Here is a 24,430-nt window from a genome sequence, read left to right as displayed (position 1 = left end):
ACCCCTTACAGGCCCATGGACTTGGCGATGATCGACTTCATGACCTCGCTGGTGCCGCCGTAGATGCGGTTGACCCGGTTGTCCGCGTACAGGCGGGCGATCGGGTACTCGTTCATGAAGCCGTAGCCGCCGTGCAACTGGAGGCAGCGGTCGATGACGCGGTGGGCGACCTCGGTGCAGAACAGCTTCGCGGAGGCGGCCTCGGCCGCCGTCAGCTCGCCGGCGTCCAGGGCCTCCAGCGCGCGGTCGGCGACGGCCTGGGCCGCGTCGACCTCGGCCTGGCAGGCGGCCAGTTCGAACTTGGTGTTCTGGAACGAGGCGACCGTCTTGCCGAAGACCGTGCGCTCGCGCACGTAGTCCGAGGCGAAACGGACGGCGGCCGCGGCCTGGGCGTACGCGCCGAAGGCGATGCCCCAGCGCTCGGAGGCCAGGTTGGTGCCGAGGTAGCCGAAGCCCTTGTTCGCCTCGCCCATGAGGTCCTCGGCCGGGACCTTGACGTCGACGAACGCCAGCTCGGCGGTGTCGGAGGTCTTCAGGCCGAGCTTGTCGAGCTTGCGGCCGACCGAGTAGCCCGCGGACCTGGTGTCGACGGCGAAGAGGGAGATGCCGAAGCGGCGGTCGTCCTCGCGGGGGGCGGCGGTGCGGGCGCAGACGATCACGCGGTCGGCGTGCACGCCGCCGGTGATGAAGGTCTTCGCGCCGTTGAGGACGTAGTGCGTGCCGTCCTCGGAGAGCTTGGCGGTGGTCTTCATGCCCGCGACGTCGGAGCCGGCGCCCGGCTCGGTCATCGCGAGGGCCCACATCTCCTCGCCGGTGGCGAACTTCGGCAGCCAGCGCTTCTTCTGCTCGTCGGTGGCGAGCATCTTCACGTAGGGCAGGCCGAGCAGCGTGTGCACGCCGGAGCCGCCGAAGGAGACGCCCGCGCGGGCGGTCTCCTCGTAGATGACGGCCTCGTACTTGTGAGAGTCGATGCCCGCGCCGCCGTACTCCTCGTCGACCTCGATGCCGAAGATGCCCAGCTCACCGAGTTTGAGGTAGAAGTCGCGCGGCACCTGGCCCGCGGCGAACCACTCGTCGTAGACCGGTACGACCTCGGCCGTGATGAAGGCGCGGATGGTCTCCCGGAACGCCTCGTGGTCCTCGTTGAATACCGTACGGCGCACGGGATGCCTCCTGGGTCGGCAGTCGATTCGATCTCGGCTAAGCGCTTGCTCAGATTTCCTTCGAAGTTACCCGCCGGTTGTGGTCGCTGTCCAGGGTGATGCTCGGCACGCGGAGCCCCGGTGCACACGGACGGGAACCCGCGTGCGGCCCGATTGTCAGTGGCGTGGGGGAGTATCGGAACGACGGCGACGGAACGTACGGAACGTATGCGGGAGACCACCGTGACCATCACGAACGAGCGGCTGGCGGGGTATGAGTTCCTGGCCCTGCTGTACGAGGACGACTACTTCCCGGACCACGTCCTGGACAGGGGCACGGCGGTCCTGCGCGCCCTGTGCGAACGGATCGAGGCCGAGAAGCCCGCCGACCTCACCGCGCTGTACGCACTGACGGCGGTGGCCACCGAGGCGTTCAACAGCCTGGAGGCGGAGTTCGAGGCGGCGGGCAGCGAGATCGAGACAGTCGCCCGCGAGGAGATAGGCGAGGCCTTCTGGATCATCGCGACGGCGTACGGCTTCGCGGACGCGGACCCGGAGAAGCTGATCGCCGAGCGCGAGTGGTGACCGGGCCCCGCGTCCGAAGGACGGGCCGGGCACCGGCGACCGTGGGAGGGTGAGGGAGTGAGGCTGGAGGACCTGGCCCGGCTCCGTCGGGCCCGCGACCGCATGGACCGCGAGTACGCCGAACCACTCGACGTCCCCTCGCTGGCCCGCGCCGCGCTGATGTCGCCCGGCCACTTCTCCCGCAGCTTCCGCGCCGCCTTCGGCGAGACCCCGTACAGCTATCTCATGACCCGCCGCATCGAGCGGGCCAAGGCATTGCTGCGCCGGGGCGATCTGTCGGTCACGGACGTCTGCTTCGCCGTCGGCTGTACGTCGCTCGGCTCGTTCAGCACGCGCTTCACCGAACTGGTCGGCGAGAGCCCCAGCGCCTACCGGGCCCGCCCCCACGACGCGGGCGAGACCATCCCCGCGTGCGTCGCCAAGATGCTCACCCGACCGGTCAGGAATGGAGAAGCGGATCGCACCCGCCGCCCGTAGCGTGAAATCCATGGACATCAAACTCTCGCAGTGCTTCATCGCCGTCGACGACCACGACAAGGCGCTCGCCTTCTACCGCGACGCCCTGGGAATGGAGGTGCGCAACGACGTCGGATTCGAAGGCATGCGCTGGGTGACCGTCGGATCCCCCGCACAGCCGGACGTGGAGATCGTCCTGGAGCCGCCGCTCGCGGACCCGAACGCCCCGGCCGCCGACCGCCGGACCATGGACGAGCTGCTCGCCAAGGGCATGCTGCGCGGCGTCATCCTCTCCGCCGAAGACGTGGACGCGGCCTTCGAGAAGGTCCGCGCGGCGGGCGGAGAGGTGCTCCAGGAGCCGATCGACCAGCCGTACGGCGTCCGCGACTGCGCCTTCCGGGACCCCTCCGGCAACATGATCCGCATCACTCAGGCCAAGAAGTAACACCAGCCCCCAGGGGCCGGGGCCCGATACGGGCCCCGGCCCTCACGCACGACCAGTAGGCTCCGCGCACCAGCGGGCGCCGGTACCAGCCGCACCAGCCGAACGAGCCGTACCAGCAGGGCTCCCGCACCAGCAGGCTCCGCGCATCAGTAACGGCCAGTTATGGAGAGACAAACGAGCATGGCTCCGCGAACGAAGACCCAGCAGCCGCCCGCGCAGCACGCTGCCGACAGCCACGACCTGATCCGTGTGCACGGTGCGCGGGAGAACAACCTGAAGGACGTCAGTATCGAGCTCCCGAAGCGCCGGCTGACGGTGTTCACCGGAGTCTCCGGCTCGGGCAAGAGCTCGCTGGTCTTCGCCACGATCGCCGCGGAGTCCCAGCGGCTGATCAACGAGACCTACCCCGCCTTCGTCCAGGGCTTCATGCCCAACCAGGCACGGCCCGACGTCGACGTCCTCGACGGGCTGACGACGGCGATCATCGTCGACCAGCAGCGCATGGGCAGCGACCCCCGCTCCACGGTCGGCACCGCCACCGACGCCAACGCCATGCTCCGGATCCTCTTCAGCCGGCTCGGCAAGCCGCACATCGGCCCGCCCGGCGCGTTCGCCTTCAACGTCCCCTCGGTGACGGCCAGCGGCGCGATCACCGTCGAGCGCGGCAACAAGAAGGCCGTCAAGGCGACCTTCAGCCGCACCGGCGGCATGTGTCCCCGCTGCGAGGGCCGCGGTTCGGTCTCGGACATCGACCTCACCCAGCTCTACGACGACTCCAAGTCGATCGCCGAGGGCGCGTTCACCATCCCCGGCTGGAAGTCCGACAGCTGGTGGACCGTGCGGACGTACGCGGAGTCGGGCTTCCTCGACCCGGACAAGCCGATCGCGAAGTTCACCAAGAAGGAGATGCAGGACTTCCTCTACCGGGAGCCGACCAAGGTGAAGGTCGAGGGCGCGAACCTCACCTTCGAGGGTCTGATCCCCAAGATCCAGAAGTCGTTCCTCTCCAAGGACCGCGAGTCGATGCAGCCTCACATCCGGGAGTTCGTCGACCGGGCGGTCACCTTCACCACCTGCCCCGAGTGCGAGGGGACCCGGCTCACCGAGGGCGCCCGCTCCTCGAAGATCAAGAAGATCTCCATCGCCGACGCCTGCGCGATGGAGATCCGGGACCTCGCGGAGTGGGTCCGCGGCCTGGACGAGCCCTCGGTCGCCCCGCTGCTCGAAGCCCTCCAGCAGACGCTGGACTCGTTCGTGGAGATCGGCCTCGGCTATCTCGCCCTGGACCGCCCCTCGGGCACCCTCTCCGGCGGCGAGGCGCAACGCGTCAAGATGATCCGCCACCTCGGTTCCTCACTGACCGACGTCACCTATGTCTTCGACGAGCCCACCATCGGTCTGCACCCGCACGACATCCAGCGGATGAACGACCTGCTGCTGCGCCTGCGCGACAAGGGCAACACCGTCCTCGTCGTGGAGCACAAGCCCGAGGCCATCGCCATCGCCGACCACGTCGTCGACCTCGGCCCCGGGGCCGGTACGGCGGGCGGCACCGTCTGCTTCGAGGGCACCCTGGAAGGCCTCCGCGCCTCCGACACCGTCACCGGCCGCCACCTGGATGACCGGGCCGTCCTCAAGGACGAGGTGCGCAAGTCCACCGACGCGCTGGAGATCCGGGGCGCGACCTCGCACAACCTCCGCGACGTCGACGTCGACATCCCGCTCGGCGTCCTCACCGTCATCACCGGTGTCGCCGGCTCCGGGAAGAGCTCGCTCGTCCACGGATCGATCCCGGCGGGCGAGAACGTCATCTCGGTCGACCAGAGCCCCATCAAGGGTTCCCGCCGCAGCAACCCGGCGACGTACACGGGCCTCCTGGAGCCGATCCGCAAGGCCTTCGCCAAGGCCAACGGCGTGAAGCCCGCCCTGTTCAGCGCCAACTCCGAGGGCGCCTGCCCCACCTGCAACGGCGCGGGCGTCATCTTCACCGACCTCGGCATGATGGCGAGCGTCTCCAGCCCCTGCGAGGACTGCGAGGGCAAGCGGTTCCAGGCCTCCGTCCTCGACTACCACCTGGGGGGCCGGGACATCAGCCAGGTCCTCGCCATGTCGGTCGCCCAGGCCGAGGAGTTCTTCGGCTCCGGAGAGGCGGCCATCCCGGCCGCGCACAAGATCCTCGACCGCCTCGTGGACGTCGGCCTCGGCTATCTGAGCCTCGGCCAGCCGCTCACCACCCTGTCCGGCGGCGAACGTCAACGCCTGAAGCTGGCAACGCACATGGGCGACAAGGGCGGCGTCTACGTCCTCGACGAGCCGACCACCGGCCTGCACCTCGCGGACGTCGAGCAGCTCCTCGGCCTGCTGGACCGCCTCGTCGACTCCGGAAAGTCGGTGATCGTCATCGAGCACCACCAGGCGGTGATGGCCCACGCCGACTGGATCATCGACCTCGGCCCCGGCGCGGGCCACGACGGCGGGCAGATCGTCTTCGAGGGCACCCCGGCCGACCTGGTGGCCGACCGCTCGACCCTGACGGGCGAGCACCTCGCGGAGTACGTGGGGGAGTGAGACCCGGGCCCTTTCCGCCTGTCTTGCGGATCAGGCGGAGAAGGTCCCGCGCTTGACCGCGTCCACGAAGGAGGTCCACCCGGCGGCGGGGATGAGCAGGGTGGGCCCGCCGGGGACCTTGGAGTCGCGGACGGGGACGGCGGTGGGGTGGTGGTCCTGGACTTCTAGGCAGCTGCCGCTGTCACCGTTGCTGTAGGACGACTTGCGCCAGCCGTGGAGGAGCGATGTCGACGGGACGGATTCGCTAGCCATGGTCTCTGAAGCCCCTCGATGTCGCCTTCATCGCTGCCAGCGACTCCTTCAACGGCAGTGCGTCGCTCAGGCCGAGAGTGTAGTCGCCCTGGAATGCCTCGACCACGGATGGCGAATCGTGCAGCTTTCCCATGCGCAAGCCTTCGCTGTACGCCACCGGCGGCTGGTCGTCGAACCACATCAACGTGAGCATGCCGTCGAGCAGAGGGTGGTATCCGAGGCCCAGCGGAATTACGTGTGCGCGGATTCGTTCCGACTCAGTCAACGTGACGATGTGTTCGATCTGCTCGGCCATGACTGTCGGACCGCCAACCGGGCGTCGTAGGACCGCCTCATCGAGCACCGCCCAGACCACAGGCGTGGCCGGGTTCTTGAGGATCTCGGCGCGCTTCAGACGCGCGACAACCGCTCTGTCACGTTCGGCTGCGCTCATCGAGGGAAAAGCTCTCCCGAGAACCGCTCTTGCGTACGCCTCGGTCTGGAGGATTCCCGGGACCAGCGAGGGTGCGTACTCGCGGATCACCGTTGCTTGCTGCTCAAGGTGCTGTACAGGTGCGAAGTAGTTGGCCAGTACTTCGTTGTCTGCGCCGGGCCGGAAGGTGGTCAGCACATCGCCCGTCCCTAGGGCCATGTCGAGCCGCCGGGCATCCTCCTCGCTTGGCATGCGACGCCCCGCCTCGATGTGCGAGATGTGCGACCGCGTCATCAGTGCCCGGTCCGCGAGCTGCTGTTGCGTCAGGCCCGCCGCTTCCCGCCGCGCCTTCAACCATGTGCCATAGGTATTACTCACAGCCAACTCCCGTGCGACGAACGCCGTGTCACCACAAACCCCCTGGCGAGCCTAGCCGCGCCGCTCGCACGCTGTGAGTGGATCGCTACGCAGCGAAGAATTCATCCCCACCGCACACGGAGTTGACGCCCTCATGAAAGAACAGCCGCTGAACACCGTCCGCCTGCTCCCCTGGGCCGGCACGGCAGGCAGGCCGTGTTACGTCGTCGGCAACGGCGACGGCAAGGTCTCTCGCGAGGCCGACAAGGTCGAGGCGATGCAACTCGGCATGGCGTACGAACTCCTCGACCACGCGGACGACCTGGTCGCGGACGACCGGTCCACGGCCGTCCAGCTCCGCCATGTCTCCGCCGCGCTGGCGCACTCACTGCGGGACGTTCACCGGGTCGCCCGGAGCCGGGGCCTGAGGCTGGGGATTCCCGACGCGTTCGAGCCGGACCACCCGTCGGGCCCGGGGCTGGTCCGGCTGCGGCCGTGAGGCGTGGGCGGGCGACCGGGCCCGCTCCGGGCGCTCAGACCCCGGCCGCGCAGAACACGCACACATCCCAGAACGGCAGCGCGTCCAGCACCCTGTGACGTACACACGAGGCCATTGCGGCGTACTCCGGACCGGGCAGAGTATCCGCGCCGGCCTTCGCTGTCGCAGGGTCGAACTCCTCCACCATCGACCGGTACGTGCGCAAATAGCCCTCGGCGCGGGGAGGCTCGTACGTCAGTTCTTCCCACCGGTGGCGGGACAGTGCCAGATCGAGGACGCGCAGCAGGAAGTCCTTCGCCGCAGCCCGCTCCTGCGGTGTGTCCCCCCAGTCGAGGTCCGCCAGGCCGAATCCGACCACCCCGCGCCCCATGATGCTCTGGTCCTGGAGCGTCAGCAGAGCAGCGAAACGGAAGTCCCATGGGTCGTGGGCGAGGTCGGACACGGCGAGCATCAGCACGTCAACGAATACGGCCGTGCCGCCGTTGGTCATCTCCAAGTAGCGACCGCCACCGCCGCGAAACACGTTCATATCCCGAGAGTAAGGAGAGGGACGGCCTTGACGCGCGGGTTCATCGCCGGGTGACCATGAGGCCATGATCCGTACCCTGTCGACGCCTCCCGCCATGGCCCCCGGCTGCCTCGCCGCCGCCCCGCAACCCGTGCTCCCGACAACCGACGGCCACGGCCTGCTGCTGCGCCCCTGGGCACGGGCCGACCCGGCGGCGTTCCTCTCCGCGTACGAGGACGGGGAGACCCGCCGTCGGCACGACACGCATCCGCACGCCCGGGTCAGGGGCGGCTGATCCGTTCGCGCAGCCAGGAGTTGATGCCGGTGAGCGCGGTGGCGGCCAGGGCCGTGGGGTGGCCGGTGAAGCCGTGGGGCGACGCGGGATAGACGCGGAGCTCCACGTCGTTGCCGGCCGCCGACAACCGGCCCGCCAGCGTCAGGTTGTCCTCCAGGAGTACGTCCTCGCTGCCGACGACCAGCAGTGCCGGAGGAAGGCCGTTCAGGTCGGCGTAGAGGGGCGAGATGTCGGGCAGGGTGCGGTCCGCCACGTGACCGGCGTACGCCTGGAGGAAGTACTCCTCCGCGATGAGACGGCCGCCCGGGGTGCCTGCGCTCAGGTCCCACGTACCGAAGCGGAGCGCGGCCCCGGCGAATCGGTCGACGACGCCCCGGTCGCGCAGCCGGAGCAGGGTCGCCAGGGCGAGGGTGGCCCCCGCGGAGCTTCCGCCGATGGCGAGCCGGGTGGTCCCGAAACGCGCCCCGGCCTCTTCGACGAGCCAGAGCGCCACCGCTTCGCAGTCGTCGGGCGCGGCCGGCCAGGGGTGCTCGGGCGCGAGCCGGTAGTCGACGCTGACGACCGCGATGCCGAGGGCGTCCGCGAGCTCGCGGTGGCGTTCGTCGCCTTGCGCCGCGGATCCCATGAAGAAGCCGCCGCCGTGGATCCCCAGGTAGACGGCCCGGGGCGGGCCGTCGGCAGGGAGGAAGATCCGGACCGGGACGCGCACTCCGGCGGCTTCGACGCTCTCCTCGACAGCGGGCGGAACGGCGGCACGGGGAGCGGGCTTCTTCGCGCGGGCCTCCTTCAGCTCCTCGAACGAGCCGGGCCCACGGCCCGCCACCCTCGCCCGGTAGAAGGCGCGAGCCTCGGCGACCTGCTCGGGGGGCACGTCGGCCAGCAGTGCTTCCAGCGCGAATCGCATGCGCTCTCCTCGTTGTTGGTCCCGTCACCGGCCCTCGGGGCGGAAACACGGCCCTAGCCCTCGGGGTAGAAGAGGAACAGTGTGCAGCCCGTGGTGGTCGAGGGCACGTGCCACGACCCGGCCGGGGCGTGCAGGAACGTGCCGGGCGCGTAGTCGCGTGCTCCGTCGTTGAAGGTTCCGGCAACCACGTAGACCTCTTCCGGGCCTGGTTCGTGGACATCGCGGTGCGGCCAGGAGGAGCCCGCCTCCATCTCCAGCACGTGGGCGTGTGCGCCGGCGGGACTCCGCCACAGGGGGCGCAGGCGGATCCCGGGAAACAGCTCACGGACCGGGGACGCGTCGACGGAGGCGGAGGTGTAGCCCTCCTGCGCAAGAATCTCGGGGTGCATGGGGTGCATGCCCGCAACAGTGCCGTGCGCGGGCCGCGAGGAGACAGAGTCCACGATGACACCATGGGGTACTTTCGTGCCATGCATCGCGTGGTGGCCCTGGTGCGGCCGGTGCAGTCGACGTTCGAACTCGGCTGCGCCGTCGAGGTCTTCGGCACGGAGCGGCCGGAGATGCCGCGGCACTACCGGTTCGAGGTGTGCACGCAGACGCCCGGCCCGGTGCCGACCACGGGCGGGTACGCGATGTCCGTGTCACGGGACCTGTCGGCGCTCGACACCGCGGACAGCGTGATCATCCCGGGCTGGCTGCCGGTGGAGGAGCCGCTCTCCGACCCGGTACGCCGAGCGCTGCTGCGGGCGCACGCGCGTGGGGCACGGCTGGTCACGATCTGCTCCGGGGTGTTCGCACTGGCCCGCACCGGACTGCTGGACGGCCGCTCGGCCACCACGCACTGGGCGCGCGCCGAGCAGCTACGACGTGAGTTCCCCCGGGTGCGCGTGGAGCCGGACAGGCTCTTCGTGGATCACGGCGACGTCGCCACCAGCGCCGGCGCGGGAGCGGGGTTCGACCTGTGCCTGCATCTGGTCCGGCGCGACCACGGGGCCGCGTACGCGTCCCTCCTCGCGCGGCACATGACGCTGCCGCCGCACCGCGAGGTCGGCCACGTACGGCACGCGCCGCCTTCCTCGCCCGTGGACGCACCCGACGGCCTGCTCGCGTGGGCCGACGAGCGCATCGGGACCGCCTTGTCGGTGGACGACCTCGCCGCCCACCTCGGCGTCTCGCCCCGCACCCTGGCCCGACGTTTCGCCCAGTGGTTCGGCACGAGTCCGGGTGCGTGGCTGCTCTCCCGGAGGGTCGCCGCGGCGCGCACTCTCCTGGAGGAGACGGACCTGCCGGTCGAGGCGATCGCGACGCGCGTCGGCCTCGCCTCGGCGGTCAACCTGCGCCGCCGCTTCCGCGCCCGGACGGGGACGACCCCGGGTGCCTACCGGCGGGAGTTCAGGGCTCCGCTCCGGTAGCGACGACTCGATCCGTGCCCACGGCGCGTCGACGCGTCCCGACCGGCGTCCGGTGCCGATATCGCACCTCCACCACCGAACTCGGCCCAGGTGTAAAGGAGTTGCTGCGGCCTGCGGATGCCTTTTCCGCGGCGGGCAGATCCGGCCAATGCCTGTCCTGCCCCTGACATGCGCCTCGGCTGGGTGGCACCCTGACTCTCGACCGTTGCCTTATGTGCCTGACCACCCTCAAGTGTCAAACCGGTTGGCTCCGCCGCACCTTGCCGGACGCCGCTCCACTCGATCTGCCGTCACCGGGCCCGACAGCCGCCGACCGCTGTACGGACCCCCATTGGTCGTGCCCCCGCACCGGCCAGCAGAGAAGGAGTTCAGACCTTGAGTCCCATCCATCCCAGGCGTACCGACCGGCGCGCCCGAACCGCTGCCGCCGCCCTGGTGGCCACGGCCACCATGCTCACCACCGGGCTCCAGGCGGCCCAGGCCACCGCCGTACCCCGGCAGCCCCGGGCCGCGACCTCCTCGGTCGACCCCGGCGCGCTGCCCCTCGCACTGAGCGCCAAGCAGAAGGCGGCACTGGTCCGTGCGGCGGAGCTGGGTCAGGACAGCACGGCGGCAGCGCTCGAACTGGGCTCCCGCACCGACCTGAGGGTCAAGGACGTAGTCAAGAACCGCGACGGCGCCACCCACACCCGGTACGAACGCGTCTATGCGGGTCTGCCGGTCCTCGGCGGTCAACTCATCGTCCACCGAGGCCCGGACGGGGTGATCGACGAGGTCGACAAGGCGACCGAGGCGGAGATAGCCGTCCCCACCACCGTGGCACCCGCGGCCATGAAGCCGAAGGCGTCCACCGCCAAGGACTCCCGGGCACCGCGCAAGGTGATCTGGGCCGGGCAGGACAGGTCCGTACTGGCCTGGGAGCAGGTCATCGGCGGTACCCAGAAGGACGGCACCCCCAACGAGCTGCACGTCATCACGGACGCGCACACCGGCAAGAAGGTCTCCGAGTTTCAGGCCGTGCACACCGGCGCGGGCGTCAGCCAGTACAGCGGCGAGGTGCCGCTCGGTACCAGTGGCGCACCCGGGGCCTACACCCTCAGCGACTCGACGCGCGGCGGACACGCCACGTTCGACAGCGATACGGGTACCGTCTTCGAGGACGCCGACGACATCTGGGGCGACGGCACCCCCGCCAACCTCCAGACCGCTGGAGTGGACGCCCACTACGGTGCGGCGCTCACCTGGGACTACTACCAACAGGTCCACCAGCGCAACGGCATTCGCGGTGACGGTGTAGCCGCCTCCAGCAGAGTCCACTACGGGAACGGCTATGCCAACGCCTTCTGGCGCGACGCCTGTTTCTGTATGACCTACGGCGACGGGGCGGACAACGCCAGCCCTCTGACGGCCATCGATGTCGCCGCCCATGAGATGACCCACGGCCTCACCTCCAACACCGCGGGGTTGGTCTACAACGCCTACGACTCCGGTGGTCTCAACGAAGCGACCTCCGACATCTTCGCCGCCGCCGTCGAGTTCCACGCCAACAACGCCCAGGACCCCGGCGACTACCTCGCCGGCGAGAAGCTCAACCTCAACGGCAACGGAACCCCGCTGCGCTACTTCGACGAGCCCAGTAAGGACGGCAAGTCGCTGGACTACTGGCGGTCGAACATCGGGGTCATGAACTCCCACTACTCGTCGGGAATCGGCAACCACTTCTTCTATCTGCTCTCGGAGGGCGGCGGCCCGAAGATCGTCAACGGGGTCAGGTACTTCAGCCCGACCTTCGACAACCTGGCCGTGCCCGCCATCGGGATCGCCAAGGCCGAGAAGATCTGGTTCAAGGCGCTCACCGAGCGGATGCTCCCCAACGAGACCTACCCCGACGCCCGCACCCACACGCTCCAGGTCGCGGGAGAGCTGTACGGGGTGGACAGCCCCGAGCAGAAGGCGGTCGCTCATGCCTGGGCAGCCGTGAACGTCGGCACCCGGCCCGACGGCCCCTGGCCGGCCGGCCAGTCCTTCGAGAACCTCACCGACTACGCCGTCAAGGACTTCCGCCCGGCCATCACCTCGCCGATCACGGTTACCGGGGTCGCCGGCAACGCCCCCGCATCGGTCAGGGTCAGCGTCGATGTCAAACACCCCTTCTCGGGCGAAGTGACGCTGGCCCTGGTCGCACCGGACGGCACGGAGTACTCGATCAAGAACTTCGAGGCCAATGGCAGGCGCGACATCCAGGCGACCTACGGGGTCAACGCCTCCTCCGAGGTGGCCAACGGCACCTGGAAGCTGAAGGTGCAGGACGTCTACCCCGGGACCGAAGGCTTCCTCGACAGCTGGAAGATCACCTTCTGACCTTGTCCACCGGGGAGCCCTCACCGGCTCCCCGGTGGAAACGGCTCCGCAGTGGAAACGGCTCCGCGCGGGCCCGAACGCTCCCCGGACCTTGACCCTCAGGTCTTGCCCCCGGATTCTGCCACCGGAGAGCGGACGGTGGCGTGAGATCCCCGGTGGACCTGTGTGCACAGGGGCGGCGCGGTCGTGGAGCGGTGCCGCTACGTGGCGAGGACCGCGAACGCCTCGTCGAGGAGTGCGTCGAGGTCGGAGCGCCCGTTGGAGGCGGTCCAGTAGCCGAGGGCGACATCGAGGCAGTCCAGGGCCGCGGCGGCCCGGACGGTCTGGGCGAGTGTGCCGGGGTCGGGGCTGCCGGAGCGCTCAGCGAGGGATCGGACCAGGGCCGTCCGCCAGCCGTCCTGCTTCTCCAGGCGCCGCGCGCACAGCGATGAGGTCTGCCGGACCAGTGTCGTCAGCGCGAGGGAGTGCTCGGGATCCTCGCGGTAGGGCTCGAGGACGCAGTCCATGGCGTACCGCAGGGCCGTCCAGTCATCCTCGGCCGCGGGGCGCTCCCGCAGCGCGGCGGCGAGTTTCTCCCCCTGTGCGTCGAAAGCGCCGAGGACCGCGTCCTCCTTTGTGCGGAAGTAGCGCAGGAACGTGCTGCGTGAGACCCCGGCGGCTGAGGCGAGGTCGTCGAGGGTGACGTTGTCGAACCCCTCGCGGCGGAAGAGCTCGAAGGCCACCTGCGCGAGCTCCGCACGTACGGCGGCGCGTGCGATGCCCCGGGTGGTGCCTTTGGTCGCGCTCGTCATTCCGGCCGTCCTCTCGGTTTGGCTCTTCATCACGTTAATGGTACAAAGAAACCAATGTGAACCTCAGTGTCACTTATGACACTGAGAGCGAAGCGAGGGCCGGCCGCCACGCCGTGGGCCCTCGGGCCGCCGACGGTCGGATACGACAGCGGCGGCCCCACCCGCTCCCCTGCGAAACGGAGACACACCATGACCAAAAAGCTGGGCATCATCGGCAGCGGAATGATCGGCGGCACGATTGCCCGCCTGGCCGCCGACGCCGGACTCGACGTGGTCCTGAGCAATTCACGTGACCCTCAGACCCTCACCGACCTGGTCGCCGAGCTGGGGCCACGCGTCCGGGCGGCATCCGTCACCGAGACGGCGCAGGCCGCCGACCTCATCGTCGCGGCCGTCCCTCTGGGCGCTGTCGACAAGCTCCCCGCCGACGCCCTGGCAGGCCGCACGGTGATCGACACGACCAACTACTATGCCGAGCGCGACGGCCACATCGCCGCACTCGAGACCGGAGGCCTCACCTCCAGCACATACGTGCAGCGGCACCTCCGTGACTCGCGGGTGGTCAAGGCCCTCAACAACGTCTTCTTCCGCCACCTGCTCGCGCTCGCCCGCCCGGCGAATGCCCCCGACCGCAGCGCCCTGCCCCTCGCCGCCGATGACCAGGCAGCCAAGGCCGAGGTCATCGCCCTGCTGGACGCTCTCGGCTACGACGCTGTCGACCTCGGCACCCTCGCCGACAGCCGGCCCAGCCAGCCCGGCTTCGCACTCCAGGCCCTGCCCTACATGCCCTCTCTCCCCGTGGGACTCGGCGAGCAGGAGATCCAGCAGTGGATCTTCCAGGCCCCCGCTGTCCCCGCTCCCGCCCACCGAATCCGGGAACTCCTGTCCGCTTCCGCACTCTGAGACACCAGACCCGCCACCCGACCGCGTACCGCAGGGGTGACCGCGGTGCCGTAGTGGCCGGTTGGCCGCACCGTGGCCGCGTCCGGGGCGCCCCGGGACTCCGGCCCGGCGAAGCGGATGTGGGTTAGCTGGGCGCTCCGGGTGCGGGGGTGGTGGTGTGTTTGGTCGCGTAGCGGCGGGCTTTTGTGCGGTTGCCGCAGATGCGCATGGAGCACCAGCGGCGGCTGCGGTTCTTGGAGGAGTCCCAGAAGGCCCAGGCGCAGGCGTGTTCGGCGCAGCGTTTGAGCCGTGCGGCTTCGCCGGTGACGGCGAGCTCGGTCCAGGCGATGGTGATGGTGGCCAGTGCCTGTCGGGCGGGTGCGAGTCCGGATGCCGGTACCAGGGCGGCCTGTGAGCCCGGCCGGAGGGCGGCGACCAGGGGGAGACGGTGGAGCGCTTCGTCGGCGGCGTGGAGCAGGCGCGGGTCAGGGGTGTCACCGGTGTGGGCTCCCAGTTCCTCGCGGATACCGTCCCGCAGTCGCAGGCTGAGGTCGTGGTCCTCGGTGGTGATCCGGCTGCCGGGTCGGAGCAGTCCCCGGTCTGCCAGCCAGGCGGAGAGCTGGGCGGGCGCGGCGAGATCGTCGGTGCCGAGTTCCACGTCGACGGTGTTGACGAAGGCTTCGACCAGCTGGGCCGAAGGCGGTGCTTCAAGCATGGGTCACTCCAGGAGAGGGAGTCGATCTCTCCCCAGAGTAACCAGCTAACGGGTTGACTGGTGAAGAGGCCGGGTGGCAGTCTTCGCCAGAATTAACCAGTCAACCCGTTAGCCAGTTAGGTGTCGTGTCATGAGCACCCAGAATCTGTCGGTCAGTGGGGCTCAGGCTCGCTCCACATCCTCCGGTCCGCGCGGCACACGGAACACGGTCGTCCTGCTCGTCCTCACCGCGGTGACCAATCTCGCGGACGGGATCATCAAGATCTCTCTGCCGGTACTGGCGACCGGGATCACCGATTCCCCCGGCCGGGTCGCGGGGGTCGCGCTGACCCTGACACTGCCCTGGCTGCTCGTCTCCCTGCCCGCCGGCGTCCTCGCCGACCGCACCGACCGCCGTCGGCTGCTCTGGCTGGCCAACGGGATCCGGCTGCTGGCGATCGGCTGGCTGATACAGACCGTGACCACCGGAAGCACCACCATCTGGACGCTGGCCATCACCGGCTCGGTGCTCGGCACCGCGGAAGTGATCGCCCAGACCTCGGAGACCGCACTGGTCCCCGCCCTCGTGCCGCGCGCGGAACGGGAACGCGCGAACGCGTGGATCACCGGCGTCGAAACAGCCGCCAACGAGTTCTGCGGTCCCATGGTCGGCGGGCTGCTCCTGACCGCCGGAACGGCTGTCGCGCTGGGCTCCACCTGGGTCGCCTACCTCGCGGCCGCCCTCCTCCTGCTCCTGCTCACCGGTCGCTTCCGCGCGGCGAAGGCCACTGCTGAGCCGGAGACCGGGGCATTGCCCAGGGGCCGGGAGTTCACCGAAGGGCTGCGCTACCTCTGGCACCACCGCCTGCTCCGTACGACGACCCTCATCCTGACCGTCCTCAGCGCGAGCTGGGGTGCCTGGCTGGCCCTCATGCCCTTGGTCGCGAAGGAAACGATGGGCCTGTCCACGCAGGAGTACGGCATCGTGCTCAGTGCACTCGGCGTCGGCGGGCTGGCCGGTACGCTCGCCGTCACCCGGATCAACCGGCTGCTCGGACGTCGCTGGGCGATGTTTGCCGACCTCCTCGGCACGCTGGCGATGATGACCGTCCCCGTGCTCACCACTCAGGTCTGGGCCGTCGCGGCAGCCGCCTTCCTCGGCGGCATGGGCGGCACCCTCTGGACGGTCAACTCACGCCTCATAGCGCAGAACACCGTGCCGGACGCCCTCATGGGCCGCTTCAGCAGCGCAGCACGGCTCGTCGGCTGGGGCGGTATGCCGGTCGGAGCGGGCCTGATCGGCATCCTCGCCGAATGGTTCGGGACGCAGCTTGCCTTCCTCGTCTTCGCCACCGTGGTCGCTGCCACGATCCCCCCGTTCCTGCGCGTCGTCACCGTCGGCGAACTGCGCACAGCCGCCTGACCGTCCAAGCGGTGACGGCCCCGATACCCGCCCGGCATCGGGGCCGGGGCCCTCTCGGCGCCAGGTGTCGCCGGGCGCGAACAGACTGGTCAGCCATGCGATTTCCGCGGCGGAGGCCCTACGGGTTACCTGCCGAGCTGAACAGTGGTGACAGCCCACACCGCCCCACACCGCATCGGCGGCGGAGTCGGCATCAGCCGAACGGCCTCTCCCGCGCATCTGCTAGCGTCGCGGTGTGCCGCATCGCATGGCGGTCTTCCCTCACTGCTCTCCAGAGGACCGCCATGTCTCCGTCTCCTGCCGTGCGTACCTTCCGCCGCAGCGACCGTCACCAGCTCACCGACCTGGTGAACCGCCACGTCGCAGCGGTGCTTCCAGGTGTCAGCATCTCCGTCAACACCGTCCTGAGCAGCCTTGAGGGACGGCCCGACGAGTACGTCGTCGATCCTTGGGTCGCGGAGCGCGTCACGCTCGTCACCGAGGACCGGGGCCGCGTCGTGGCGGCCGCTCATCTGCACCGCTACCGTGACGAGCCCGACGTCGGCCCCGACTACCGGGGAGCCGCGGCCGTCCAGTGGTTTCTGCACCTTCCCGGTGACGGCCCGTCCGACGCGGCCCCGTCGGACGCGGCGGACCGGCTGCTCTCCGCGTGCCTGGCGACCGTCACCCGATGGGGAGTCGGGGTGGTACACGCGGACGGAGCGCTTCCCTGCCCAGGGGTGTACGGAGTCCCCGCTTCCTGGCCGCATGTCCGGGCCGCACTGGAGCGGGCGGGTTTCGTGCACACCGGTGCGACGGAGGCGCTGTTCCTCGCGGAGGTGAGCGGCCTGCCCGCCGCCGAGGGGAGGGCTTCCTGGCGGAGCCCCACCCTCCTGCGCACCCTCGGCTCCCAGGGCACCCGTTTCACCGCCCTCGCCGGCGACCGTGTCCTCGGCCACCTGGAACTGGACACCACCATCGACCGCCCCGAACGTGTCGGTCGCGGAGCCGGGCCGGCGGAGTTGGCCGATGTCGACCTGTGCCCCGACGCCCCGGCGGGCACCCTCACCTGGCTGCTCGCCCACGCCCACGACTGGCTCGCCCTCTGCGGGATCGACCGCCTCATCACGTGCGCCGACCCCGACGACCGGGACGAGATCGATGTCCTGAACCGCCACGGCTTCCGCGAAGTCGCGCGGACCGCCTGTGGATGGGAACTGCGGCCCGCCTGAGACCGGACCGCTGCCCCGCCTGCGTCCTGCGTCCTGCGTCCTGCGTCCTGCGTCTGCACGGACGGATGGACGGATGGACGGATGGACGGATGGATGGACGGACGGATCCGCTCAGGCGGGGCGGCGGGCCATCCACGTCTGGCGGGTGGACCGTACGACAAGGTCGTCGCGGTGACGTACGTCCTCGGGGCCGCCGTCGACGAGTCGGTCGAGCGCGGCCAGGTCCTCGGGGGCGACGCGCCCTTCGAGAGAGCCGCGGATACGCTCGAAGACCAGGTAGGCGTACCGGCCGGCGCCCTCGGGCAGCGGGGCGCGCAGCTCCCACGGTTCGGCGCGTTCCTGCTCGACGGAGAAGCCGGCGGCCGCCAGCAGCGAGCCCCAGTCGGCCCCCCGGTGCGGCAACCGCTCGGCATGCAGGCCGTCGAGCGCCATCCGGCAGCGGGCCTCCAACGCACCCGGCTCCCCGCCCTCGGGCAGGAAGGCCGGCATCCCGTCCACCTCCGCGACGGCCAGGATCCCACCGGGACGGAGCGCGGCGCGGATGCCGGCGAGGGCGGTGGCGGGGTCGTCCAAGTGGTGCAGGGACGCCGACGCCCAGACGAGGTCGGCGTCGACGACCCCGGGCAGCCCCGCACCGGCGTCTGCCTCCAGTGTGCGCACGCGATCGCCGAGCCCCCGGTCCCGGGCTGCCGAGGCGAGTCGCTCCAGCATCTCGGGGGAGCTGTCGACGGCGGTCACCCGGGCGGTCGGGAACCGCTCCAGCAGGGCGAAGGTGCCGGTACCGGTGCCCGAGCCGAGGTCGACGATGCTCCGGACGCCGTCACCGGCCAGAGCGGCGATGCGCTGGGTGAGCGCGGTCAGGTGGGGTGCGAAGAGGGCGGCGTCGAGGTCGAGGATCTCGGGGAGGCCGTTCGGCGTCGCGTCGGAGTCGTGGATGTGACCGTGGGCGTGCGAGGAGTGCGCCGCCGTAGGTCCGTGCTGGTGCTGGTGCTGGTGTGCGTGAGCCATGCGATCGAGCGTACGGAAACTTGCGCCTGATGCATGCGATGTTGCCCATAACGCAAGAAGATGGCGTGGGAGCCACCCTCGTACGCATAGCGATTGGGACCGGAGCGCACAACCATTCACCGTACGGATGGTCTTCCTCTGTGTGCGGGTACAGACAGCCCGCCGACCGACTGTGTGCATATCCGGGGGATGACCTATGAAGACCTATCGACTCCGTACCGCTTCCGCGATCTTCGTGGCGCTCGCGGCCACGGCCGCTGCCGCACCGGCCTTGTCCGGTACGGCGGTGGCGGCCACGCCGACCCCTGCCGCACGTCAGCAGATCGACTTCAACAAGGACGGGTACGAGGACATGTACGTCTCGGTGCCCGAGGGGACCGTGTCCGGCATCAAGAAGGCCGGGTACCTGGTGGTCTACCCGGGCGACGCGAAGGGCATCAGCCCCGCCCGGCACCGGGTGATCAACCAGAACACGTCCGGGGTACCCGGCTCGGCCGCCGCGAACGCCCGCTTCGGCGGGGGAACGCCCGCCGACATCGACCGCGACGGATACACCGACCTGCTGGTCTCGCCCGGCAGCGGCCCGAAGACCATCCTGTTCGGCGGCAAGGGTGGTCTCGGCACCCGGGCCGTCGAGTTCCAGGGCCAGGGGTACGCCCTGGGCGACTTCGACGGGGACGGGCGGACGGACGCGGCCGGGATCGCCCATGCCGAATGGGGCGGGAAGGTCGTGCTGAACGAAAGCATCGGCGCGGACGGCTCGATCGGCAGCACCCGCACCGCGCTCACCGCCGACGGCGTCACCGTCTTCGAGAGAGTGCAGACCGTGGACATGAACAACGACGGCAAGGACGACCTGCTGGTGAGCAGCGGCTGCAGCGACGAGCCGGACTGCGGTGGGAGGTCGCTCTACCTGTCGACGGATACGGGCTTCACCTACACCCCCATCGTCACCGCGCCGGGGACGTCCTTCAAGCACTCCTCCATGACGGTCGGTTCGGTCAACGGCGACGCGTACCCGGACCTGGTCTTCACCCGGCAGCCCACCGGCATGGACAGCGACGTGGACTTCCCGAGCAAGGGCGGCGCGGTGGCGGTCGTCCTCGGCGGCCCCAAGGGCCAGAACACCGCGGTGAAGCCGAAGTGGATCACCCAGGCCACCACCGGGGTGCCCGGAGCCGACGAGCAGGGCGACGCCATGGGTGCGAGCGCCGCGGTGGGGGACCTGGACGGCGACGGCTACGGCGAGGTCGTCGTGGGGCTGCCGGGCGAGGACGTGGGCACGGCGAAGGACGCCGGCGGGGTCCTGGTCTTCAAGGGCCGCGCCTCGGGCATCACGGGCGCCGACACGAAGGTGATCGGCCAGTCCACGGTCAACGTCCCCGGAGTCGACGAGAAGGGCGACTCCTTCGGCGGCGAGGTCCACGTGGTGGCCGCCGCCAAGGGCGTACGGGCCACGCTCGCGGTGGCCGCCCCCGGAGAGAACACCGGCCAGGGCGGTGTGTGGCTCTTCAAGGGCAGCCGTACGGGCCCCATCGCCAAGGGCAGCGTCTCCTTCGGCGAGTCGAGCCTGGGCGTGAAGCCGTCGGCGGTCAACTTCGGCCGGCTGCTGGGCTGACGGGTCCCCCATACGGGCCACCGGCGGGCGGACGGAGCAGCCCGGAACACGAACAGGGCGAAAACAGAGGCCCGTTGGAGACCGGGTTCGGCGAAGAGCCCACTGTCCAGGAGGCTGTACGCGGTGTAAAGGCCGACCTTCAGGTCGGTCACCATGACACCGCAGGTGAGATCGAGGCCGATCCGCTTGCCGCGGAGCAGGAAGACGGCGGCAAGCGGATCGACGACCGCGAGCGCCCCCCCCCGGACCACGGCCACCGACGGGCGGGGCGTACGGCTGCGGCTCATCCGTCCGCTCACGCCGGGCATCGTTCCGCGCCCGACCGCAGTAGCGCAGCCCGACGACACCCCAACCATGCGGCTCGGTCTGACAGATGACGTCACCCCACCCTCGGATCAGCCGGAATTCCAGAGCTTCGATGAGTGCCTCGTTGAAGCTGGCATGGTCTTCTAGGACAAATTTGTAAAACAGGTTGATCGGCGGATGCATCACGCGTTGGAGCAGGTCGTGAGATGTAGTACGGGCGATGTTGGGATGAGGTATCGCGATCGCATCCGTCAGCTTCTCCGGAAGTCCCGGCAGGTCGATTCATTCTTCGAGACTGCGGCCCCCGAGCTAAAGGGGCGACTGGAGATGACAGGGGCTGTTGCACCCCTCCCGAAGGAGCCTCGAAGCGAGACTATTCCATGGCCTCGACGACGGAATCAGGGATTTTCTTCTTAACTGGTCAGACGTGGTTCACTCCTGGTCCGCGGATCGAGGTACGCCAAATATGGCCTCCTCGATAATCCTGGCAGCATCCTGGTCGTAGATGCGGACGCAGTCGGCATCCCCTTCCGAGGCGGACAGTTGGGCCGTCGGCTGCCATCCCAGGTGCCCACTGAATACCTCATCGCGCTGCACGCCTTCCTGCGGCAAAAGACGCCTGAAAACGGGCCCTCGATCACTATCAGAGGCGTAAAATGTGACGCGCCCTTCAATGTCCAGAGCGTCGAGTACGGCGCCGTGGAGCGCGACAACTGGGGTGTTGCTCGCATTGCCCTGCAAGCTTCCGGGGCGAAACGAGACACCTGTCAGATCCAGGGCTCCGGCATTGTCTGTCATGAACTCGCCGCCTCGCTCATACAGGCGAATCAGCGGCTCATAGAGGTCAGGGAGATTGTCAGCCCCGATTGCAGGGTTATGCAAACGTAGTTCCGCAAGGCGTACAGCGCCACGGCAGGTTACTTTGACGTCCCCGCTCATTCGTGCGCGAAGAAATTCCTCCAATTCGTGCGCCGTGCCGGGCGAAAGTTTAAATTCTGGATCCATATACTCTGTGATATCGAAGAATGGCCAGACACTCTCGGCGGAGTACGTCTGGGCCCACAAGGCGGATCGCCTCAGGTATTCGCGCATCAATAGTCGCCGCGAAATCGATTTCCCGAAAACGTCACCCCAATCGCCATCCCATTCCGCTGAGCGGAGACGCTCCATCACTTTGGATGCCGTCTGTTCGCCTTGCCCGTCAGTCACTTCAGATCAACCCCCTTGGATCGCAGCTCCCGTTTGAGGGCCGCAACGACGTCGTCAATATTTGCCAGTTGGGGCGCCACCTCGACCCGCGAAGCATCCATGCCCAATGAGCGCCAATGGCCGAACCCGCCCGAACCTTCATTCAAGGAAAGATCATGGGCGCCCGCGTCGAACGCATCCCGGGGCCAAACATGGTAATAATCAACCGTCTTACCACCATCATTGGAGAAACTTTCCCACGCGTCCGGATAATCGCGCAAGTAGGGCATACCTGCCTCCATCAGGTGGCTCTCAATATATTCATGAGCGATGAACCTTTCAAACTTGACAACTTCCGCTGGATCCAAGCTGCGTTGACTTGCAGTTTCGAGGATAGCGGCAATATCTTCACGGGGCGTAAAATATGCCTTGCGCGCAGTGCCCGGAGCATCAGACACCACGTGCTCGGTGAGGAAGAAATGCGTTCTGACGCGGTCCAGTACATCCTTGCTCACGCCGGTGTTCTCGGAGATGCGCGTGATGTCCAGGGAACCGGGGTCAGCTCGCACTCGGTCGTAGAACTCTGCCGCTGCTGTGTGCTCGGCGGTAGGCTCCTCGACATATCGGGCACCGTCCGGCCTCACCTCGGAATTACCCCCAAGTGGCGGTGGCTCATGACCGTCTCCATGACCGGACGTGCCTTTGGCGTCGGCGCTGTGACCGCCGCTGGCCGTCGGGGCGTCCGTGGGTTTGCCCCCATCCAGGCTGTTCGCCTGGAGATGGTCGCTCTGGCCGCCTCGCGGACCAGTACCAGGCGTGCCGTTGTCCACGCTGTTGGTCGGCAGGTTGTTCGCGGTGCCGCCCGGTGCTCTGTTCGAGACCGATGTGTCGTTGCCCGCCCGGCCGAGGTCGTCGCCGATCCGGCCCGCGTCGCCCAGGTCCGAGCCCAGGCGGACCGTGTCGCCGCTGCCGCGTGCGCCCGCGCCGATCAGGGCCGATTGTTCGGCCGGGGTGCGGGGCAGGGGGGTGTTCGCGTCCGTCCTGACAGAAGCGTCGTCGGTCGGGTTCTCCTTGGTGGCACCGGTGTGGTGCTGTAGGAGGGTGCCGTCCTCGCCGAGGATGTTGCCTTGACGGTCGACGTGCACGACCTCGCCCTGGGCGTTCACGTCTTTGAGGGTGCCTTCGGGCAGGGCGGTGGTGCCTTCGGGGAGTTTGAGGGCGCCTTCCTGGACCGGTAGGGAGCCCCCCGGCGGGGTCACGCCTTCGGGGAGGTGGACCACGCCGTCGCCGAGGTCGACCGCTCCGGCGGGGATCTCCGCCCCGTCGGGCAGCCTGACCGAGTTCCTCGGGATCTCGAAAGCGTTGTCCGGGATCGCCGTACCCTCGGGCAGGTGCAGGGTGCCGTCGGCGAGTTTGAACGCACCGTCCGGCAGGGTGACGGTACCGGGCGGCAGCGTGGGGATCTCGACGCGGCCCGATTCCTTCAGGCCGGCCATGACGTCGCCGATCTTCGTCAGGCCCGCGCCCGCGCCCTTGAAGAGGTACGTGGTGGGGTCGGCGAAGCGGCCCGCCCTGTTCGCGAACGACAGGGCCTTGGCCGCCACCGCCGCCTTGCCCGCACCGGTGACCGCACCTCCGGTGCCGCCGGTGAAGACCGTGGTCAGGACGTTGAAGGTGACGGCACCGCCCGCGCGGGCCGGGTTCTCGCCCCACTGGTCGTAGGCGATCAGTGCCTTGCCGGTCTCCTTCATCGCGTTGCGCGCGTCCCGGGCGAAGCCCGGCAGCTTCTCCTCCGGAGTGAGCCACAGGACGTGCGGGGCAGCGACGGTGAGGATGACGCCGGTGGTGAGGTTCCCGAGGCCGGTCCAGGCCTGCTTCGCGGCGTCCCAGCCCTCGGTGCCGAAGAGCGTCCCCAGGCCCTTGACCGTGCCCCAGACACCGTCCACGACGAAGCCCTTGCCGAAGTCCCAGACATGCTCGTAGAACTGGAACCACCGGGTCGACTCCTTGACCGGGTCGCCCCAGGGCAGACCCTTGGCCTGTTTCAGGGCTTCGGCGTCGTAGCCGTACATGCCCTTCCCGCCCGACCCGTCATCCGTCTTGAGCGGTGTGCCGCCGGGCACCATGGAGATGATCCTGTTGTAGCAGGCGCGCTCCACCGCCTGGAACGCGGTCCAGGTCTCGGCGATCTCGTCGCGGCGGCGGTTGTTCTCCTCGACCAGATCGCCGTCCTCGCGCCACGTCTCGTCCGCGTTCGCCTTGTCCAGGAAGGTCGAAGCCTCCTGCCTGAGCCGCTCCAGCTTCGTGACCAGCGGCTGCGCGTCGTCCGCATAGGCGCCAAGGGCGCCGGTGACAACCGCGAGGTCGGACTTCAGCGCCGCCCCGCGGTCCGCGACCGGTTTCGTCGTCGCGAACAGCTGATCCGCCTCCGGTGCCCTGTAGAAGGCCTGCAGTCCGCCGAAGCTGCTGTGGATGTCGCCCGTGGCCGTCGCGATCTTCGCGGCGTCCTTGGTCAGGGCGGTCACCTTCGTGTCCAGCACCGCGAGATCACCGGTGAACACCGGCACTCCGTACGGGTCGACCGGCTCGGCGTCGCTCACTTAGTGCCCCGCAGTTCCTTCAGCAGGTCCAGACGGACCGCCTTCGCCGCGTCCTGCGCCTGCTTCGCCGTGTCGAGGTCGCCCTCCACGTACTCGTTCGTCGCTGTCGCCGCACCCAGCACCGCGGCCTGGATCCGCTCCGACATCGACTTCAGCTGGGCCTGCCGTGCGGTGACGTACTCACCCAGAGCCGCTGCCACCGGACCCGTCGCGGTCGGCGCGACCGCACTCGCCGCGACCGGGCTGAGCTGTTGGCCCGGAGCCACGGGACCCATCGGTGAGCCTGCCTTCATGCCGCCCGGCACCGCGGTCCCCGCCGCCTGCGCGGCCTCCATCAGGTCCTTCATCAGCGCGTTGAGTGCCTGCTCCAGCTCACCGGCGTGCCCGCCGACCACCTTCAACTGGCCTTGCACGCCTTGCGGCTTGATATCCCACCCGGTCATCCCGTATCCCCCGTACGCACCACAGAGCCAAGCCGCCCACCCCGCACGGTGGGCGACGACATGAACCACG

The 24,430-nt window shown here is 69.1% G+C and carries 24 protein-coding genes and 1 pseudogene; 12 read left to right on the top strand and 13 right to left on the bottom strand.

What is annotated here, in order from left to right; translation table 11 throughout:
- Positions 1 to 5: 5 nt before the first annotated feature.
- Positions 6 to 1,163, bottom strand: coding sequence for an acyl-CoA dehydrogenase family protein (locus ACZ60Q_RS20170; RefSeq protein WP_469636168.1), 1,158 nt, complete (start codon positions 1,161 to 1,163; stop codon positions 6 to 8).
- Between the two features lie 222 nt (positions 1,164 to 1,385).
- On the opposite strand from ACZ60Q_RS20170, the gene ACZ60Q_RS20165 reads away from it, so the two are divergent.
- From ACZ60Q_RS20165 to ACZ60Q_RS20150, 4 genes are all read left to right on the top strand, one after another.
- On the top strand, positions 1,386 to 1,727 hold the full coding sequence (locus ACZ60Q_RS20165; RefSeq protein WP_469636166.1) for a DUF5713 family protein: 342 nt from the start codon (positions 1,386 to 1,388) through the stop codon (positions 1,725 to 1,727).
- 57 nt (positions 1,728 to 1,784) lie between these two features.
- Positions 1,785 to 2,204, top strand: a complete 420-nt coding sequence (locus tag ACZ60Q_RS20160) for a helix-turn-helix transcriptional regulator (protein ID WP_469636164.1) — start codon at positions 1,785 to 1,787, stop codon at positions 2,202 to 2,204.
- A gap of 10 nt (positions 2,205 to 2,214) precedes the next feature.
- Positions 2,215 to 2,628, top strand: a complete 414-nt coding sequence (locus ACZ60Q_RS20155; RefSeq protein WP_469636161.1) for a VOC family protein — start codon at positions 2,215 to 2,217, stop codon at positions 2,626 to 2,628.
- A 180-nt stretch (positions 2,629 to 2,808) separates the two neighbouring features.
- Positions 2,809 to 5,196, top strand: a complete 2,388-nt coding sequence (locus tag ACZ60Q_RS20150) for an excinuclease ABC subunit UvrA (protein ID WP_469636158.1) — start codon at positions 2,809 to 2,811, stop codon at positions 5,194 to 5,196.
- A gap of 30 nt (positions 5,197 to 5,226) precedes the next feature.
- On the opposite strand, the gene ACZ60Q_RS20145 is transcribed toward ACZ60Q_RS20150, so the two are convergent.
- A complete protein-coding gene (locus tag ACZ60Q_RS20145) occupies positions 5,227 to 5,448 on the bottom strand; it encodes a DUF397 domain-containing protein (RefSeq protein ID WP_469636155.1) in 222 nt (73 codons plus the stop codon).
- Positions 5,441 to 6,238: a helix-turn-helix domain-containing protein gene (locus tag ACZ60Q_RS20140; protein WP_469636152.1), complete on the bottom strand. Its 798-nt coding sequence runs from the start codon at positions 6,236 to 6,238 to the stop codon at positions 5,441 to 5,443. Before ACZ60Q_RS20140 ends, ACZ60Q_RS20145 begins: the two co-directional genes overlap by 8 nt.
- Before the next feature lie 133 nt (positions 6,239 to 6,371).
- Here ACZ60Q_RS20140 and ACZ60Q_RS20135 point away from each other — a divergent pair, with 133 nt between their 5' ends.
- Complete coding sequence (locus tag ACZ60Q_RS20135) at positions 6,372 to 6,716, top strand: hypothetical protein (RefSeq protein WP_469636149.1); 345 nt, start codon at positions 6,372 to 6,374, stop codon at positions 6,714 to 6,716.
- A 34-nt stretch (positions 6,717 to 6,750) separates the two neighbouring features.
- On the opposite strand, the gene ACZ60Q_RS20130 is transcribed toward ACZ60Q_RS20135, so the two are convergent.
- Positions 6,751 to 7,245 carry a hypothetical protein gene (locus ACZ60Q_RS20130; RefSeq protein ID WP_469636147.1) on the bottom strand — a complete coding sequence of 165 codons (495 nt, stop codon included), beginning with the start codon at positions 7,243 to 7,245 and terminating at the stop codon, positions 6,751 to 6,753.
- Between the two features lie 64 nt (positions 7,246 to 7,309).
- On the opposite strand from ACZ60Q_RS20130, the gene ACZ60Q_RS20125 reads away from it, so the two are divergent.
- Positions 7,310 to 7,519 (top strand): hypothetical protein, encoded by a 210-nt coding sequence (locus ACZ60Q_RS20125; protein ID WP_469636145.1) that lies wholly within the window; start codon positions 7,310 to 7,312, stop codon positions 7,517 to 7,519.
- Here ACZ60Q_RS20125 and ACZ60Q_RS20120 read toward each other — a convergent pair.
- A complete protein-coding gene (locus ACZ60Q_RS20120; protein WP_469636142.1) occupies positions 7,506 to 8,423 on the bottom strand; it encodes an alpha/beta hydrolase in 918 nt (305 codons plus the stop codon). The two genes, ACZ60Q_RS20125 and ACZ60Q_RS20120, sit on opposite strands and share 14 nt — an antisense overlap.
- Positions 8,424 to 8,476: 53 nt before the next feature.
- Positions 8,477 to 8,812, bottom strand: coding sequence for a cupin domain-containing protein (locus ACZ60Q_RS20115; protein ID WP_469636803.1), 336 nt, complete (start codon positions 8,810 to 8,812; stop codon positions 8,477 to 8,479).
- An 81-nt stretch (positions 8,813 to 8,893) separates the two neighbouring features.
- Here ACZ60Q_RS20115 and ACZ60Q_RS20110 point away from each other — a divergent pair, with 81 nt between their 5' ends.
- Both ACZ60Q_RS20110 and ACZ60Q_RS20105 read left to right on the top strand, forming a co-directional pair.
- Positions 8,894 to 9,835, top strand: coding sequence for a GlxA family transcriptional regulator (locus tag ACZ60Q_RS20110; RefSeq protein ID WP_469636140.1), 942 nt, complete (start codon positions 8,894 to 8,896; stop codon positions 9,833 to 9,835).
- A 450-nt stretch (positions 9,836 to 10,285) separates the two neighbouring features.
- Positions 10,286 to 12,196: a M4 family metallopeptidase gene (locus ACZ60Q_RS20105; RefSeq protein WP_469636800.1), complete on the top strand. Its 1,911-nt coding sequence runs from the start codon at positions 10,286 to 10,288 to the stop codon at positions 12,194 to 12,196.
- A 200-nt stretch (positions 12,197 to 12,396) separates the two neighbouring features.
- Here ACZ60Q_RS20105 and ACZ60Q_RS20100 read toward each other — a convergent pair whose 3' ends face one another.
- Positions 12,397 to 13,017, bottom strand: coding sequence for a TetR family transcriptional regulator (locus ACZ60Q_RS20100; protein WP_469636137.1), 621 nt, complete (start codon positions 13,015 to 13,017; stop codon positions 12,397 to 12,399).
- 159 nt (positions 13,018 to 13,176) lie between these two features.
- Between ACZ60Q_RS20100 and ACZ60Q_RS20095 the strand changes: the two genes are divergently transcribed.
- Complete coding sequence (locus ACZ60Q_RS20095) at positions 13,177 to 13,890, top strand: NADPH-dependent F420 reductase (protein WP_469636134.1); 714 nt, start codon at positions 13,177 to 13,179, stop codon at positions 13,888 to 13,890.
- A gap of 124 nt (positions 13,891 to 14,014) precedes the next feature.
- Here the strand turns inward: ACZ60Q_RS20095 and ACZ60Q_RS20090 are convergent, their stop codons facing one another.
- Complete coding sequence (locus ACZ60Q_RS20090; RefSeq protein WP_469636131.1) at positions 14,015 to 14,584, bottom strand: CGNR zinc finger domain-containing protein; 570 nt, start codon at positions 14,582 to 14,584, stop codon at positions 14,015 to 14,017.
- Positions 14,585 to 14,714: 130 nt separating this feature from the next.
- Here ACZ60Q_RS20090 and ACZ60Q_RS20085 point away from each other — a divergent pair, with 130 nt between their 5' ends.
- Together ACZ60Q_RS20085 and ACZ60Q_RS20080 are read left to right on the top strand one after the other, a co-directional pair.
- Positions 14,715 to 15,986, top strand: a complete 1,272-nt coding sequence (locus ACZ60Q_RS20085) for an MFS transporter (protein WP_469636128.1) — start codon at positions 14,715 to 14,717, stop codon at positions 15,984 to 15,986.
- Positions 15,987 to 16,270: 284 nt separating this feature from the next.
- Positions 16,271 to 17,197: an N-acetyltransferase gene (locus ACZ60Q_RS20080; RefSeq protein ID WP_469636125.1), complete on the top strand. Its 927-nt coding sequence runs from the start codon at positions 16,271 to 16,273 to the stop codon at positions 17,195 to 17,197.
- Positions 17,198 to 17,308: 111 nt separating this feature from the next.
- Here ACZ60Q_RS20080 and ACZ60Q_RS20075 read toward each other — a convergent pair whose 3' ends face one another.
- The gene (locus tag ACZ60Q_RS20075; protein ID WP_469636122.1) at positions 17,309 to 18,205 is read right to left on the bottom strand and encodes a class I SAM-dependent methyltransferase; all 897 of its coding nucleotides are present in this window, start codon (positions 18,203 to 18,205) and stop codon (positions 17,309 to 17,311) included.
- A gap of 196 nt (positions 18,206 to 18,401) precedes the next feature.
- Between ACZ60Q_RS20075 and ACZ60Q_RS20070 the strand changes: the two genes are divergently transcribed.
- Positions 18,402 to 19,823, top strand: coding sequence for an FG-GAP and VCBS repeat-containing protein (locus tag ACZ60Q_RS20070; RefSeq protein WP_469636119.1), 1,422 nt, complete (start codon positions 18,402 to 18,404; stop codon positions 19,821 to 19,823).
- A 414-nt stretch (positions 19,824 to 20,237) separates the two neighbouring features.
- Here ACZ60Q_RS20070 and ACZ60Q_RS20065 read toward each other — a convergent pair.
- From ACZ60Q_RS20065 to ACZ60Q_RS20050, 4 genes and pseudogenes are all read right to left on the bottom strand, one after another.
- Positions 20,238 to 20,405, bottom strand: a pseudogene (locus ACZ60Q_RS20065) (Imm49 family immunity protein); the annotation flags it as partial.
- Between the two features lie 156 nt (positions 20,406 to 20,561).
- On the bottom strand, positions 20,562 to 21,338 hold the full coding sequence (locus tag ACZ60Q_RS20060; RefSeq protein WP_469636116.1) for a hypothetical protein: 777 nt from the start codon (positions 21,336 to 21,338) through the stop codon (positions 20,562 to 20,564).
- Positions 21,335 to 23,917: a hypothetical protein gene (locus tag ACZ60Q_RS20055; protein WP_469636114.1), complete on the bottom strand. Its 2,583-nt coding sequence runs from the start codon at positions 23,915 to 23,917 to the stop codon at positions 21,335 to 21,337. The genes ACZ60Q_RS20060 and ACZ60Q_RS20055 overlap by 4 nt, the downstream gene beginning before the upstream one ends.
- Positions 23,914 to 24,360, bottom strand: a complete 447-nt coding sequence (locus tag ACZ60Q_RS20050; protein WP_469636112.1) for a DUF6507 family protein — start codon at positions 24,358 to 24,360, stop codon at positions 23,914 to 23,916. The genes ACZ60Q_RS20055 and ACZ60Q_RS20050 overlap by 4 nt, the downstream gene beginning before the upstream one ends.
- Between the last annotated feature and the right edge of the window lie 70 nt (positions 24,361 to 24,430).

This window comes from Streptomyces sp. NPDC104313 (assembly GCF_055583985.1).
Note: the sequence above shows the minus strand (reverse complement) of the source record. Positions and strands in the feature narration are given on the sequence as shown.